Annotated in this window: 15 protein-coding genes; 6 read left to right on the top strand and 9 right to left on the bottom strand. The window is 66.6% G+C overall.

Features of this window, described 5'->3' with window-relative positions:
- Positions 1-11: 11 nt before the first annotated feature.
- Entirely contained in the window at positions 12-1172 is a 1161-nt protein-coding gene (locus tag K6L26_RS10835; RefSeq protein WP_221853121.1) for a thiolase family protein, read from the bottom strand.
- A 79-nt stretch (positions 1173-1251) separates the two neighbouring features.
- On the opposite strand from K6L26_RS10835, the gene K6L26_RS10830 reads away from it, so the two are divergent.
- Positions 1252-2016: an SDR family NAD(P)-dependent oxidoreductase gene (locus K6L26_RS10830; RefSeq protein ID WP_019348442.1), complete on the top strand. Its 765-nt coding sequence runs from the start codon at positions 1252-1254 to the stop codon at positions 2014-2016.
- Positions 2017-2092: 76 nt separating this feature from the next.
- Positions 2093-2878: an SDR family NAD(P)-dependent oxidoreductase gene (locus tag K6L26_RS10825; protein ID WP_221853120.1), complete on the top strand. Its 786-nt coding sequence runs from the start codon at positions 2093-2095 to the stop codon at positions 2876-2878.
- A 209-nt stretch (positions 2879-3087) separates the two neighbouring features.
- Here K6L26_RS10825 and K6L26_RS10820 read toward each other — a convergent pair whose 3' ends face one another.
- From K6L26_RS10820 to K6L26_RS10805, 4 genes are read right to left on the bottom strand one after another with little or no spacing between them, the layout of a single operon-like run.
- Positions 3088-3852, bottom strand: a complete 765-nt coding sequence (locus tag K6L26_RS10820) for an enoyl-CoA hydratase/isomerase family protein (RefSeq protein ID WP_043369555.1) — start codon at positions 3850-3852, stop codon at positions 3088-3090.
- Between the two features lie 6 nt (positions 3853-3858).
- Complete coding sequence (locus K6L26_RS10815; protein WP_076210487.1) at positions 3859-4956, bottom strand: acyl-CoA dehydrogenase family protein; 1098 nt, start codon at positions 4954-4956, stop codon at positions 3859-3861.
- Positions 4943-5773 (bottom strand): acyl-CoA dehydrogenase family protein, encoded by an 831-nt coding sequence (locus K6L26_RS10810; protein ID WP_019346773.1) that lies wholly within the window; start codon positions 5771-5773, stop codon positions 4943-4945. Before K6L26_RS10810 ends, K6L26_RS10815 begins: the two co-directional genes overlap by 14 nt.
- On the bottom strand, positions 5751-7121 hold the full coding sequence (locus K6L26_RS10805) for a class I adenylate-forming enzyme family protein (RefSeq protein ID WP_043369560.1): 1371 nt from the start codon (positions 7119-7121) through the stop codon (positions 5751-5753). The genes K6L26_RS10810 and K6L26_RS10805 overlap by 23 nt, the downstream gene beginning before the upstream one ends.
- A gap of 117 nt (positions 7122-7238) precedes the next feature.
- Here K6L26_RS10805 and K6L26_RS10800 point away from each other — a divergent pair, with 117 nt between their 5' ends.
- Positions 7239-7550, top strand: coding sequence for a 2Fe-2S iron-sulfur cluster-binding protein (locus tag K6L26_RS10800; RefSeq protein ID WP_019346775.1), 312 nt, complete (start codon positions 7239-7241; stop codon positions 7548-7550).
- A gap of 56 nt (positions 7551-7606) precedes the next feature.
- Here the strand turns inward: K6L26_RS10800 and K6L26_RS10795 are convergent, their stop codons facing one another.
- The 4 genes from K6L26_RS10795 to K6L26_RS10780 are packed head-to-tail and all read right to left on the bottom strand — an operon-like array spanning position 7607 to position 11625.
- Positions 7607-8683, bottom strand: coding sequence for a CaiB/BaiF CoA transferase family protein (locus K6L26_RS10795; RefSeq protein WP_076210489.1), 1077 nt, complete (start codon positions 8681-8683; stop codon positions 7607-7609).
- Positions 8680-9636: an LLM class F420-dependent oxidoreductase gene (locus K6L26_RS10790; protein WP_076210491.1), complete on the bottom strand. Its 957-nt coding sequence runs from the start codon at positions 9634-9636 to the stop codon at positions 8680-8682. The genes K6L26_RS10795 and K6L26_RS10790 overlap by 4 nt, the downstream gene beginning before the upstream one ends.
- Position 9637: 1 nt before the next feature.
- Complete coding sequence (locus K6L26_RS10785) at positions 9638-10033, bottom strand: cobalamin B12-binding domain-containing protein (RefSeq protein WP_036393157.1); 396 nt, start codon at positions 10031-10033, stop codon at positions 9638-9640.
- 2 nt (positions 10034-10035) lie between these two features.
- Positions 10036-11625 (bottom strand): methylmalonyl-CoA mutase family protein, encoded by a 1590-nt coding sequence (locus K6L26_RS10780; protein ID WP_036393154.1) that lies wholly within the window; start codon positions 11623-11625, stop codon positions 10036-10038.
- A 256-nt stretch (positions 11626-11881) separates the two neighbouring features.
- Between K6L26_RS10780 and K6L26_RS10775 the strand changes: the two genes are divergently transcribed.
- Genes K6L26_RS10775 through K6L26_RS10765 form a run of 3 tightly spaced genes read left to right on the top strand, consistent with a single transcriptional unit; the run spans position 11882 to position 14531 of the window.
- Positions 11882-12724 carry an SDR family oxidoreductase gene (locus K6L26_RS10775; RefSeq protein ID WP_221853119.1) on the top strand — a complete coding sequence of 281 codons (843 nt, stop codon included), beginning with the start codon at positions 11882-11884 and terminating at the stop codon, positions 12722-12724.
- Complete coding sequence (locus K6L26_RS10770) at positions 12721-14223, top strand: class I adenylate-forming enzyme family protein (RefSeq protein ID WP_221853118.1); 1503 nt, start codon at positions 12721-12723, stop codon at positions 14221-14223. Before K6L26_RS10775 ends, K6L26_RS10770 begins: the two co-directional genes overlap by 4 nt.
- Positions 14220-14531: a hypothetical protein gene (locus K6L26_RS10765; protein ID WP_019345870.1), complete on the top strand. Its 312-nt coding sequence runs from the start codon at positions 14220-14222 to the stop codon at positions 14529-14531. Before K6L26_RS10770 ends, K6L26_RS10765 begins: the two co-directional genes overlap by 4 nt.
- Position 14532 lies beyond the last annotated feature (1 nt).

The following is a 14532-nucleotide window of genomic DNA, read 5'->3' as shown; positions in this document are numbered from 1 at the left end:
CACGATCGACACTACGGTGCAAGCACCTCGATGACCGTCGCCGAGCCCATACCACCGCCCGCGCACATCGCGGCCACGCCGATGCCACCCCCGCGCCGGCGCAACTCATGCACCATCGTGGCCAGCATGCGCGCCCCGGTGGCCGCCACCGGATGACCCAGCGAGCACCCGCTGCCGCTGACGTTGACGATCCCCGGGTCGATGTCGAGCAGCTTGATGGTGGCCACGCACATCGACGCAAACGCCTCGTTGATCTCGAACAGGTCCACATCGGAGAGCGAGAGACCAGCCCGGCCAAGGGCTTTGGTGATCGCCTCCACCGGGGCCAGCCCCGTGGAAGCCGGATCCACCCCCACCGAGGCCCAGGACTTGATGGTGGCCAGGGCCGGCAGCCCGAGCTTGTCACTGGCGATGGCGAGCACGGCGGCCGCGTCGTTGGCGCCACAGGCATTGCCGGCAGTGATGGAGAAGCCGTCGATCTCGGGATGCAGCGGCTTGAGCGCGGCCAGCTTTTCCAGCGTGGTGTCTCGGCGCGGATGCTCGTCGGTGTCGAACAGCCCGTGCGGGGTCGGAATGGGGACGATCTCCTCCTTGAACCGGCCCTCGTCGATCGCGGCGACGGCCTTGAGGTGCGAGCCCAAGGCCCACCGGTCCATCTCCTCGCGGCTCACCCCGGCCTTCACCGCCGCGTTCCAGCCGACCGTGATCGACATGTCCATGTTCGGCGCATCCGGGGTGTCCGGATGGGTGGGCGGGAACCAGTTCACCCATTCGGCGTCCTTGGCGCTGCTGGCCGCGCGGATGAACCGCGGTGAGGTCGAAGCCGAGTTGACCCCGCCGGCCAGGACCAACCGGTCCATTCCGGCCCGGATGCCGGCGGCGGCGCTCTGCACCGCGGCCTGGCCGGCTGCGCAGTGTCGATTGACTGAAGCACCGGGGACCGTGGTGAGGCCTGCGGTGATCGCGGCATGGCGGGCGACGACACCGCCGCCGTAGAGACCCTCGCCGAGGATCACGTCGTCGACCGGAATGGTGCCGTGTCCGGCAAGGTCGTCGACCGCGGCACGCACCACGTGGTCAGCCAGCGCATAGGCATCGGCATCGCGCAAGGTTCCCTTCTTGGCGGTGCCGATTGGGGTACGCAGCGCGGACACGATGACGGCTTCAGGCATTGATCTGCTCCCTGGTTTACCCGGTAAGAGAATGTTATTCTCGCAGCCAGAGAGTCTGAGTTGCAAGAAGGGGAACCGTATGCAAATCGCCGGTAGTTCCGCGATCGTCGTCGGCGGTGCGGGCGGCCTGGGTGAAGCGACCGTCCGCCGCCTACAGGCTGCGGGCGCCAAGGTGGTCGTTGCGGACCTGGCCGACGAGAAGGGCGCCAAGCTGGAGAAAGAGCTGGGTGTGCGCTACGTGCCCACCGACGCCACCTCCGAGGAGTCAGTGCTGGCCGCCATCGCCGAGGCCGAAGCCCTTGCCCCGCTGCGAATCTCGGTGGACACCCACGGCGGCCCCGCTGCCGGCGGCCGGCTGGTCGGCAAGGACGGCTCCCCGCTCGACCTCGACGGGTTCAAGAAGACCATCGAGTTCTACCTGACTGCGGTGTTCAATGTGATGCGTCTGTCGGCTGCGGCGATCGCCAAGACCGAGCCCGCCGAAGAAGGCGGCCGCGGTGTCATCGTGAACACGGCTTCGATCGCCGGATACGAGGGCCAGATCGGCCAGCTGCCCTACTCGGCGGCCAAGGGCGGTGTGCTCGGCATGACTCTCGTCGCCGCGCGCGACCTGTCACCGCTGGGGATCCGCGTCTGCACCATTGCCCCCGGCACCATCAACACCCCCGCCTACGGCAAGGCCGCCGATCAGCTCGAGCAGTACTGGGGCCCGCAGGTGCCGTTCCCCAAGCGCATGGGCCGCTCGGTCGAGTACGCCCAGCTGGCGCAGAGCATCATCGAGAACGACTACCTGAACGGCGAGATCATTCGTCTCGATGGGGCGTTGCGCTTCCCGCCGAAGTGATGCCTCTGCCCCGCGAGCGTGCGTGTCTGCCGACGGAAACACCGGCGCTGAGTGACATTTCGTGCACACTCGGGCCATGACCAACGTGCGAGGAATGTCGACCCACCGCAGCGGGACCCGCGGCAGCCTCGGCGGAAAGGTCGCTTTCGTCGCCGGCGCCAGCCGCGGCATCGGTGCCACGATCGCGGCCGCACTGGCCGCCGAAGGTGCCGCGGTGGCCGTGGCGGCCCGCTCCGAACAACCGGGCAAGCTGCCGGGCACGATCGGCTCGGTGGCCGCGTGCATCAACGAGGCCGGCGGACGGGTATTGCCGGTCTCCTGCGACGTCACCGACGAGGAGTCGGTGAACAAGGCTGTCGCCAAGGCGGTTTCGGAGTTCGGCGGCATCGACATCCTGGTCGCCAACGCCGGTGTGCTGTGGCTGGGTCCCATCGAGACGACGCCGCTCAAACGCTGGCAGCTGTGCTTGGACGTGAACCTCACCGGGGTGTTCCTGGTGACCAAGGCCGTCATCCCTGAGGTGCGTAAGCGCGGCGGCGGGTCCCTCATCGCCATCACCACGACCGGCGTCGACATGGTCGAACACGGCGCCAACGCCTACTGGGTGTCCAAAGCCGCCGCCGAACGGCTCTATCTCGGCCTGGCCGCCGACCTGCGCGCCGACAACATCGCGGTCAACTGCCTCAGCCCGTCCCGGGTGGTCTTGACCGAAGGGTGGCAGGCGGGCGGCAGTGGGCTTCACATTCCGCCGGAGATGGTCGAACCGCCCGAGGCGATGGGGCGCGCGGCCGTGCGCCTGGCCGCACAAGATGCCAGCGGCGTCACCGGCACCGTCCAGCGCTCCGAGGCCCTGACCTTCTAGTCACACCGCGAGCGTGCGTGTTTGCCGCCCGGCACGCCGCTTTCGGTAGGCACTTTGTGCACGCTCGTCGCCGGCCAGAGTGCACATTTCATCACCCAGGCGGATGGCGTAACAGCTTGCGCACCTTCACGTCCCGCGAGCGTGCGTGGAATGCTGCCTCGGCACGGAGTGTCGGGCAGCAGACACGCACGCTCGCGGTGCTGAGGGGATCAGTTCTTGGCGATCAGGCCGTCCACGATCCGGTTGAAATCCGCCGTGCCGAACGACACGTACTCGGCGAGGTTGGCGTAATCCAGTGACGCCATCACCTGCTGCTCCAGCTGGATGTTCATCAGGCGCTTGGTGGCCTCGACCGCCTGCTTCGGCAGATCGATCAGCTTCTTCGCGCATGCGATCGCCTCGGCCAGCGGGTCCTGCACCACGTGGTTGGCCAGGCCGAGTTCCAACGCCCGCTGAGCCTTGATCCGCACACCGGTCAGTGCGAACTCCTTGGCCTGCAACAGGCTGATCTGCGAACCCCACACCAGCGGACCGCCGTCGGCCGCCACCAACCCGATCTGCACATGCGGATCGGCGAAGTGTGCGGTCTCGGCCATGTAGACGACGTCGGACAGCGCGGCCAGGCTGCACCCGAGCCCGACCGCCGGGCCGTTCACCGCGGCGACCACCGGGATACGGCACCGCACCATGCCGATGACGAGGTCACGTCCGTGCTTGATCGTCTTCTGCCGCAACGCTTCGTCACGCCGCAACTCGTCGAGGTAGTTGAAGTCACCGCCCGCGGAGAACGCCCGGCCCGCACCGGTGATCACGGCCGCACGCGCGTCAGCGTCTTCGTTGAGCTCTTCCCACAGCCGAGCGAGACCGACGTGCAAGTTGTCGTTGACCGCATTGAGCGCATCGGGACGGTTGAGCGTGATGATGCGCAGCGCTCCGTCGGCCTGCACGTCGATTTCTTCTGGCATTCCATACATTTAGAGCTAGACCCCCAGTCCGAGGATTCGTGACGCGATGATGTTCTTCTGGATCTGCGACGTGCCACCCATGACACTCTGAGCACGGCTGTACAGGTAGGCGCTGAGCAACTCGGGATCAGATGTCCCGGTGACCGCGAGCGCGGCGTGCCCGACGGACTGCTCGACCCAGGTCATGAGCAGCTTGTCCAGCGAGCCGTCCGGACCGTGCTTGAGCCCGTCGAGCTGTTCGGACAACCGCCGCCGGACGTGCAGACGCAGCATCTCGGCCTGCACCCCGGCCCAGGCCAGATCCTCGGGAATCTTGCCGCCCGCGCTGTCGACCCGAGAAGCCATCTCGCGCACCAGCTTTCCGTAGCGCGCCGAATAGCCGAGGGTCGACGGTTCCCGCTCGTGGCTGACCACCGTCATGGCCAGCCGCCAACCGTCACCGGGCTCGCCCACCATGTTCGAGGCCGGTACCATCGCCCCGTCGAACGCCACCTGCCCGAATTCCGTGGTGACACCGTTGATCATCTGCAGCGGCCGCTGCTCGATGCCATCCTGGTGCATCGACACGATGAACGCCGAAATCCCTTTGTGTCGAGCCACATCCTTGTCGGTGCGGGCCAGCACCAGACACCAGTCCGCCACATCGGAGTAGCTGGTCCAGATCTTGTGTCCGTTGATGATGTAGTTGTCGCCGTCGCGCGTCGCAGTGGTGGTCAACGAGGCCAGGTCCGAACCGGCGCCAGGTTCCGAAAAACCCTGGCACCAGCGTTCGGTGCCGTTGATCATGCCCGGCAGGAAGCGCTGCTGCAGTTCCTTGCTGCCGTGGTGGCCGAGCCCGACCACCAGGTAACCGAGGCTGGGTCGGGGCGGCGCGCCGGCCCGGGCCAGTTCCTCGTCGACGATGACGTCGTAGACCGGCGGCAGGTCCTGGCCGCCGAACTCCTCGGGCCACGAGGTGCCGAAAAACCCTGCGGCATAGAGGGCTTGATGCCACTCCCCCATCCGGGTCCAGTAGTCGTCGCCGGATGCCTTGAACGACGCGGCGTTCTCGGCCAGCCAGTCCCTCAGTCGGTCCCGGAAGGCGGCTTCCTCGGCTGAATCACGAAAGTCCAAGATCAGTGACCTCCAAGTCTTCTAGCTTGACGGGCCACAACTCGGTGGCCACCAGGATCCGGCGCAGATACACATGCGCCAAGCACTCCCAGGTGTTTCCGATGCCGCCGTGCACCTGGATCGCGGTCTCACAGACGGTGCGCGCGGCCCGGGCACAGTAGACCTTGGCGATCCTCGCGGCCCGGACGGCTTCGGCTGCCGGCAGTTCGTCGACCGCCCATGCCGCGTGGCGCAGCACGCTGATCGACCCTTCTATGAGCGCGAGCCCCTCGGCCAGCAGGTGCGCGATGGCCTGGTACGAACCGATCGTCGAGCCGTACTGCTCACGCACTTTCGCGTAGTCGACGGCCAGCGCATGTGCGCCCCGGGCAGCACCGACCAGATCGGCGCTGGTGGCCGCCAGCGCCAGCGCCTGCCAGCGCAGGGCGTCCTCACTGGACAGTTCCGCCAGCTCTGCGGGCGACTCGACCACACCGACCGTGCTGCGGGTGAGATCCACACCGGCGGTGGCGGCTTCGTCGGCACCAAGCTCGATCTTCCGGTCGAGCCGCCGGGCCAGATCGTCGGCCAGCACCGGTCCGAGGAAAGGCACGTCGACCAGGCCGCGTGCGAACTCCTCGGCGATGATCGCCACTTCCACGCCAGAGGCCCCGTCGGTACGCAGGGTGCGCCACTCGGTTGCGGCGACCGTGCTCTCCAACCGGGCGATCCGGCCCTCGTCCGACAATTCTCCGACCGCATCAGGTCCGAGGTCGTCGGCCAGTTTCGCTGCGGCCTCGCGCAGCTGCTGCTGTTCAGACGTCAGACGAACGTCCATGCCGCTCCTTCAGCACTCGTCGCAATACCTTTCCGGAAGGTAACCGCGGTATCTCGGTTACGAACTCCACGCGGCTGGGCCGCTTGTATGAGGCCAACTGATCGCCGATGAGCGCAATCAGTTCGGTGGCCGGCACCTCAGCATGTGTCGACACGGCGGCCACGATGGCCTCTCCGTCGGCCGCATCCGGCACACCGAACACCGCACAATCGGAGACCGCGGGATGGCTGTGCAGTACCGCCTCGACTTCGGCCGGTGCCACCTGAAACCCACGGACCTTGATCATTTCCTTGGAACGGTCGGTGATGTGCAGGTATCCGTCGTCATCGAGAAAGCCGATGTCGCCCGTGCGGTACCAGCCGTCGCAGAACGCGCCCGCGGTGGCGTCCTTCGGTAGATACCCGGCCATCACCGAGTCCGACCGCACCTGGATCTCGCCGTCCTCACCGATGCGGACGTCGACCCCGCGGACGGGGGTGCCGACGGTGTCGATGCGGGTGGCCTCCAGCGGGTTACAGGCGATTACCGGGAGTTCGGTGGTGCCGTAGGCGGTCAGCCACCGGATTCCGGATCGTTCGGTGACCGCATCGGCCACGCTGCGGCTCACCGGGGTGGCGCACCACATCACGTAACGCAGTGAGGACAGATCGTAGTGCCCCAGATCAGGGTGCGCGGCCAGCGCCAAAGCGATTGGAGCCACTGCCATTTCGATCGTGATGCGATCGGATTCGATATGCCGCAGCATCGTGTCGACATCGAACCGGCGGTGCAGGCGCAACCAGGCGCCGGTGTCGAGCGCCATCGCGATGTTGAGCAAACCCAGGATGTGTGACGGCGGTGTCATGATCTGCATGCGATCGGCACTGGTGAATCCCAGCGCGTGCCGCCAATGCTCGATCGCCGCCGCGAAACCGCGATGGGTATGTCGTACCGCTTTGGGCAGCCCCGTGGTTCCCGAGCTGAAAACGAACAGCGCGTCGGCGTCCGGCTCAGGCGGGTCGAACTGCCGGCGTCCCGGGGTGATCGGCTCATCCAGATGCAGCATGGGCATCTGCGAGGCCAGTGCCTCGTGATCACCCACCGCATGGCCGGGTGCGGTCAGCGCGAGCACGTGAGCCACCTCGGTGGCCTTCCAGGCCGGGCTGATCAGCACGGCAACCGCGCCTAGGCCCCAGATCGCCCGCAGCGCCACCACGAACTCAGGACGGTTGGACGACATGATCGCGACGCGGCCGCCCGGACGTACGCCGCGCTGTTCCAGCGCAGTGGCCATCCCGCTGGTCAGCGCGTCGAGTTCAGCCAAGGTGTACTCGCGCTCGTCGAATGCGAGCACGACGGGGTCAGCCAAGATCACCACCCCTCTCTTGAGGACACCCGGTGGGCGCCGACCATGCCGGAAAGATACTATCAGTTAGCGAGAATGATATTCTCTTCATATCAGAACGTACTTGCACAGGGGAGTCACATGACCGCAGAACCGATGACCGGCAGCACAGCGGACGGCAAGGTCACGATCGTGTTCGACCGCGAGCAGTTGACCGTGCCGCGCAGGCAGGGCGAGACCCTGCTGGAAAGTGCGCGCCGCGCCGGCATGACGCCGCCGTTCTCGTGCGAGGCGGGCAACTGCGGCACCTGTATGGCCAAGCTGCTCGAGGGGACCGCCACCATGCGGGTCAATGACGCGCTCGACGACGACGAAGTGGCCGACGGCTACGTGCTGACCTGCCAGGCAGTTCCCGACTGCGATTCAGTGACGGTCTCCTACGACGAAGACTGAGCGGAGCCGTCACGGCCGCCGCCGGTTTCCCCTGCAGGGCTGCGACTTTGGCGCGATCACGACCCTGCGGTAGAAACCGGCGAATCCGCAACCATCGGCCCGTACTCGTCGAATACGGGCGCGGGCCGGTAGTCAGGCGTGTAACCCGAGACGTGCACCGGGGTTCCAACCAGCCGAAAATCCCCGGCCGTCACGAGCATCTCAGGCGTCGCGTCCAACGCCTCGGGCAAGCTGCGCACCGCCGCCGCCGGAATTCCCAGTGGCTTGAGCCGTGACTCCCATCCGGCGGCGGTATCAGTGGCCAATGCGGCGGTCACCACGTCCAGGACCTCGTCGCGGCCGGCGGCCCGCTCAGCCATGGTCTCGAAACCCTCGATCCCGGCCTCCCCGGCGAACGACTTCCAGAACCCGTCGTGGGTGATGAACAGCGCCAGATAGCCGTCAGCCGTGGGGAACAACTGCGCGGGCACGTAATACGAGTGCGCGCCGAACGGATGGCGGCGCGGCTCGACCCCGTCGTTGAGGTACGCCGAGGCACGGTAGTTGAGCTGCGAGAGCATGACGTCACGCAGTGAGACATCCACCTGGCCGCCGTTGCCCGAGACGATCATCGCCAGCAAGCCGAGCGCTGCGGTCAGACCGGTCGAGTTGTCCGCGGAGGAATAGCCCGGCAGGGTGGGCGGCCCGTCAGGATCGCCGGTCATCGCGGCCACCCCGGTGGCGGCCTGGATGACGTAGTCGAACGCCGGATCGTCGCCCCCGCTCAACCCGAAACCCGTCATCGCGACACAGACGATCTTGTCGTTGAAACGGCGCAGATTGTCATACGTCAGGCCCAGCCGCCGGATCACCGAAGGCTTCATGTTCACCAGCAGCGCATGCGAATCCGCGACCAGCTCACCCAGTTTCGCCTTGCCCTCGTCGGAGCCCAGGTCGATACAGATACTGCGCTTGCCCCGGTTGAGGCTCGCGAAATAGCTGTCGCTGACCTGACGGGATATCTCGCCACCCGGTGGCTCGACTTTGATCACCTCGGCGCCCAGGTCTGCCAACATCATCGTGGCGTACGGACCGGCCAGCATGACGCCGACCTCGATGATGCGGATACCCGCAAGCGGCGCGGTCGAATTCACCTGACCGCCTTGGCGAGTTCGGCGATCACCTCACGCGTCCGGTACTTCGACGCGATCAGCTCGTCACGGTTCTCCCCGATCGGCAGCAGCCGAACCGACAGATCTGTCACCCCGGCGTCGGCGAACTGCTTGAACCGCTTGAGGATTGACTCCTCGTCCCCCGCCGCGCACAGATCGCCGACATTGCGGGCCTCACCCCGGTCGAGCAGCCGCTGATAGTTCGGGGAGGTCTCGGCCTCGGCCAGGATGCGGTTGGCCCGCTCCTTGGCGGCCTCGATCTCGGAGTTGGCGCACAGGGTGACCGGGATGCCGGCGACGATGCGCGGTGCGGGTTTGCCCGCCTCGGCCGCGGCCTTGTTGATCTTGGGCGCGATGTGCTCACCGATCGCCTTTTCGTCGGCCATCCACAGCGATGTACCGTCGGCGTGCTCACCGGCGATCTGCAGCATCACCGGGCCCAACGCGGACACCAGGACCGGCATCGGGGTGTCGGCCGCCAGCACAGTCGGATTGTGCACGGTGAACGAGTCGTTCTCGACGTCAACAGGTCCCGGTCCGGCGATCGCGGTGTTGAGCACCTGGAGGTAATCCCGGGTATAGGCGGCGGGTTTGTCGTAGGGCAGGCCGAGCATGTCGCGCACGATCCAGTGGTGTGACGGCCCGACGCCCAGCGCCAGCCGCCCACCCGACATCGCGTGTACCGACAGCGCCTGGCGGGCCAGCGCAATGGGGTGCTGCGCCTGCAACGGCACTACCGCGGTACCCAACTCGATGCGTGTGGTGTTGGCCGCCATCAGCGCCACCATGGTCAGGCAGTCGAAGTCGTTGGGAACCTGCGGCATCCACGCACTGTCCAGCCCGGCCGATTCGGCCCACTGGATGTCGGAGACCAGTTTGGAGACCTTGCGGGCCATGTCGCCACGCTCGGCCCCGATCATCACTCCGAGGCGCATGTCAGCTCGCTTTCTCGGTCAGGGCGCGGACGTCGGTCACCAAGGTGTCCAGCGACGTTCCCGTCGGGAACACCGCCGCCGCCCCGGCGTCGAGCAGCTTCTGGACGTCGGACTGCGGGATGGTGCCGCCGACGACGACGGCGATGTCGCCGGCGTCGGCGGCCCGCAAAGCCTCGACGGTGCGGGTGGTCAGCGCGACGTGCGCGCCCGAAAGGATCGAAAGGCCCACCAGGGCGACGTCTTCCTGCAGCGCGATCGAAACGATGTCCTCGATGCGCTGACGGATGCCGGTGTAGATCACCTCGAATCCGGCGTCCCGCAACGTCCGCGCGACGATCTTGGCACCGCGGTCGTGCCCGTCGAGCCCGGGTTTCGCGACAAGTACTCGAGTTGCCATGGCTAGAACACCACCGGCTGCTGGAACTCGCCCCACACCGACTTCAAGGTCGACACCATCTCTCCCACTGTGCAATACGCATTGGCGCAGTCGATCAACCGGTGCATCAGGTTGTCGTCACCTTCGGCGCCCCGGGCCAACGCTGCCAGAGTTTCTTTGACCGCGACGTCGTCACGCTCGGCCTTGACCTTCGACAGCCGCTTGAGCTGAAGATCACGCCCCTCGGCGTCGAGCTCGTACGTCGCGATGTCGGGTGCCGGTTCATCGACGACGAACTTGTTGACCCCGACCACCGGACGTTCACCGGATTCGGTCTCCTGGTGAATCTTGAACGCCTCGTCAGCGATCAGCCCCTGCAGATAGCCGTCCTCGATGCACCGCACCATGCCGCCATGCTTCTCCAGGTCGTCCATGATCTCGATGATCTTGGCCTCGGTGGCGTCGGTGAGCGCCTCGACGAAATACGAACCGCCCAGCGGGTCGGCAACTTTGGTGACACCGGTCTCGTAGGCCAGGATCTGCTGGGTCCGCAACGCCAGCGTCGCCGATTCCTCGCTGGGCAGGGCGAACGGTTCGTCCCACGCGGCGGTGAACATCGACTGCACGCCGCCGAGCACCGCGGCCATGGCCTCGTAGGCCACCCGGACCAGGTTGTTCTGCGCCTGCGGGGCATACAGCGAGGCTCCGCCGGCCACACAACCGAAGCGGAACATCGAGGCCTTGTCGGTGGTGGCACCGTAGCGCTCGCGCACGATCGTGGCCCAACGGCGCCGTCCGGCGCGGTATTTGGCGATCTCTTCGAAGAAGTCGCCGTGGGTGTAGAAGAAGAACGAGATCTGCGGGGCGAACTTGTCGATCGTCATCCGTCCGCGTTCGACCACGGTGTCGCAGTAGGTGACGCCATCGGCGAGCGTGAACGACATCTCCTGAATCGCATTAGCCCCGGCGTCGCGGAAGTGCGCTCCGGCCACCGAGATCGCGTTGAACCGCGGCACCTCGGCGGCACAGAACTCGATGGTGTCGGCGATCAGCCGCAGTGACGGCTCGGGCGGCCAGATCCAGGTGCCGCGCGAGGCATACTCCTTGAGGATGTCGTTCTGGATGGTGCCGGTCAGTTTCTCGCGCGGCACGCCCTTCTTCTCGGCGGCGGCGACGTAGAAGGCCAGCAGGATGGCCGCGGTGCCGTTGATGGTGAAGCTGGTGCTGATCTTGTCCAGCGGAATGCCGTCGAACAGGATCTCGGCGTCGGCCAGCGTGTCGACCGCGACGCCGACGCGGCCGACTTCCTCGCCGTACTCTTCGTCGTCGGAGTCGTAGCCGCACTGCGTCGGTAGATCCAGCGCCACCGACAGACCCGTACCGCCCTGGTCGAGCAGGTAGCGGTATCTACGGTTGGATTCCTCAGCGGTGCCGAAGCCGGAGTACTGCCGGAAGGTCCAGGTCTTGCCGCGATAGCCGGAGGCGAAGTTGCCGCGGGTAAACGGATAGGTCCCAGGAGGAGGCGGCTCGACCGCGCGATCGCCCGGCCCGTAGACGGGTGCCAGCGGGATGCCCGACGGAGTCTCTACCGGAGGGACAGCTTGCTCGTTCATCAGTGGATAACGTACTTGCTAAAAATGAGAATGCCAATACCGCCGGGTGGAAATGTGGCGCCTGTACTGGCCTGAACCGCCTAGACCTGCACAACCGGCGCCGGCAGCTACCCGCGCGAACGGGTGTGGGCGAATGCCGATTCTTCAGCCACCGAACCCCACGATTACGAGACTTGCTAAAAATGAGAATGCCAATACCATTTGGGTACGGTTGACACACGGCGCATAGCGGACGCTGCGCTCGACGAGGAGGACCATGTCCAGCCAGCAGGAGTCATTCACCGATCGCACGCTGGTCGTATCCGGCGGTAGCCGTGGCATCGGTTTGGCGATCGCGCTCGGCGCCGCCCGCCGCGGGGCGAACGTGGTGCTGCTGGCCAAGACTGCGGAACCGCACCCCAAGCTGCCCGGAACCGTGCACACCGCAGTCGCCGAGGTCGAGGCGGCCGGGGGCAAGGGCGTCGCTGTAGTCGGCGATGTGCGCAAGGAAGAAGACGTGGCCCGCGCCGTCGACACCGCGGTCGAGCACTTCGGTGGCATCGACATCGTGATCAACAACGCCAGCGCCATCTCCACCGAACCCACCGAGGCGCTGTCGGCCAAAAAGTTCGACCTCATGATGGACATCAATGTCCGTGGCACGTTCCTGCTCACCAAGGCCGCCCTGCCACACCTGCGCAAGTCGACCAACCCGCACGTCTTGACGCTGGCCCCGCCGATGAACATGAACCCGTACTGGCTGGGCGCACACCCGTCCTACACGCTGTCGAAGTACGGCATGACGCTGCTGTCACTCGGCTGGGCGGCCGAGTACCCGGGGATCGGCTTCAGCTGCCTGTGGCCCGAGACCTACATCGCGACCTCGGCCGTGGCCAATCTGGCCGAAGGCGACAAGATGGCCACCCGGTCGCGCAGCCCCGAGATCATGGGCGACGCGGCGGTCGAGATCTTGTCCCGCCCGGCCGCCGAGGTCACCGGCCAAACCTTCATCGACTCCGCCGTACTCAGCGAGGCCGGGGTCACCGATCTGTCTGGTTACGGCGGCGGGGACAATCCGATCATCGACATCTTCATCGACGCACCGGGGCAGGGCCTGTGAGCATCTCGCTACTACTGGAGATGGCGGTCTCGGGCGCAGCCGACCGCACCGCGGTGGTGTCCGACGACCTGCGCCTGACCACCGAGGAGCTCAGCGCCCTGGCCGACGGCGGCGCCGGCGTCATCGCAGGCGAGGGGGCCTCGCACGTCGCTTATGTCGGCACCGGGGGCGCACTGCTTCCGCTGCTGTTGTTCGCCTCGGCCCGGGCCGCCGTGCCGTTCACGCCGCTGAACTACCGGCTCAGCAGGGACGGCTTGCATGAGCTGATCGAGCGGCTGCCCGAGCCACTCGTGGTCGCCGACGCCGAATACGCCGACGTCGTCGCAGGGGCGGGCAAGCAGGTGATCTCGTCCGAAGACTTCCTGGCCGCGGCGCGCACCGCCGAACCGGCGGCCGAGTTCGCCGACCCCGACGCGGTAGCGGTCGTGCTGTTCACCTCGGGCACCACCTCACGTCCCAAAGCCGTCGAACTCACCCACAACAACCTGACCAGCTACATCACCGGGACGGTCGAATTCGCCTCGGCGGCACCCGAAGACGCCGCCCTGATCTGCGTCCCGCCGTACCACATCGCCGGGGTCAGCGCGGCCATGTCCAACCTGTACGCCGGCCGAAAGATGGTGTACCTGCGCCACTTCGACGCCGACAAATGGGTCGAGCTGGTCCGCACCGAAGGTGTCACGTCGGCGACGGTGGTACCGACCATGCTGGACCGCATCGTCACCGCCCTGGAAAAGGCCGGTCTCGAACTGCCCACCCTGCGCAACCTCGCCTACGGCGGCTCCAAAGTGGCGCTGCCGCTGGTCCGCAAGGCCCTTCAACTGCTGCCCGACGTCGGCTTCGTCAATGCCTACGGATTGACCGAAACCAGTTCCACCATCGCGGTTCTGGGGCCCGACGACCACCGCGAGGCGCTGGCTGCCGAGGATGCGGCCGCGGCCCGTCGGCTCGGCTCGGTGGGCCAGGTGGTACCTGGCATCGAGGTTCAGATTCGCGCCGAGGATGGCACGGTGCTGGGCGCCGGAGAGACCGGCGAGCTGTTCGTCCGCGGCGAGCAGGTGTCGGGGCGATACACCGACATCGGCTCCGTGCTGGACGCCGAAGGCTGGTTCCCGACCAAGGATGTCGCCATGCTCGACGAAGGCGGCTACCTGTTCATCGGCGGACGCTCCGACGACACCATCATCCGCGGCGGCGAAAACATAGCCCCGGCCGAGATCGAGGACGTACTCGTCGAGCATCCCGAGGTACGCGACGTCGCCGTCGTCGGTCCCGAGGACCCGCAATGGGGACAGATCATCGTGGCCGTCGTGGTTCCGGCCGCGGGCGCTTCCCCCGACCCCGAAGCGCTACGCGATCATGTGCGTAAGCAACTGCGTGGATCCCGCACCCCCGACCGGGTGGTGTTCCGCGACGAACTGCCCACGAATCCGACCGGCAAGGTCCTGCGCCGCCAGCTTGTCGACGAACTCGCACCTCTTTCGAAGGAGTCAGCATGATCAAGAACGGCACCCGCTTGCAGAGCCAGGTGTGCGACACCCAGGTCATCGTGGTGCGCAGCGCCGACAGTCTCGACGATCTGCGCGCCGGCGGCGTCCCGATGATCCCGCTCGACCAGGAGAAGCCGGCGAAGGATTCCGATCTCACGATCGACGCGGCATTCTCGGACGGCAACCTGATGGGCAAGCGTTACGTCGACGACGGCGGCGCCGAGGTACTGGTCACCAAGGCCGGCGCCGGCACGCTTTCTATCGGGACCACGGCCCTGAGCCTCAAAGAGGCCAAGCCGCTGCCGGCCAGCGACTAGT

This window comes from Mycobacterium farcinogenes (genome assembly GCF_019739075.1).
GTDB classification, from domain to species: domain Bacteria; phylum Actinomycetota; class Actinomycetes; order Mycobacteriales; family Mycobacteriaceae; genus Mycobacterium; species Mycobacterium senegalense.
Note: the sequence above shows the minus strand (reverse complement) of the source record. Positions and strands in the feature narration are given on the sequence as shown.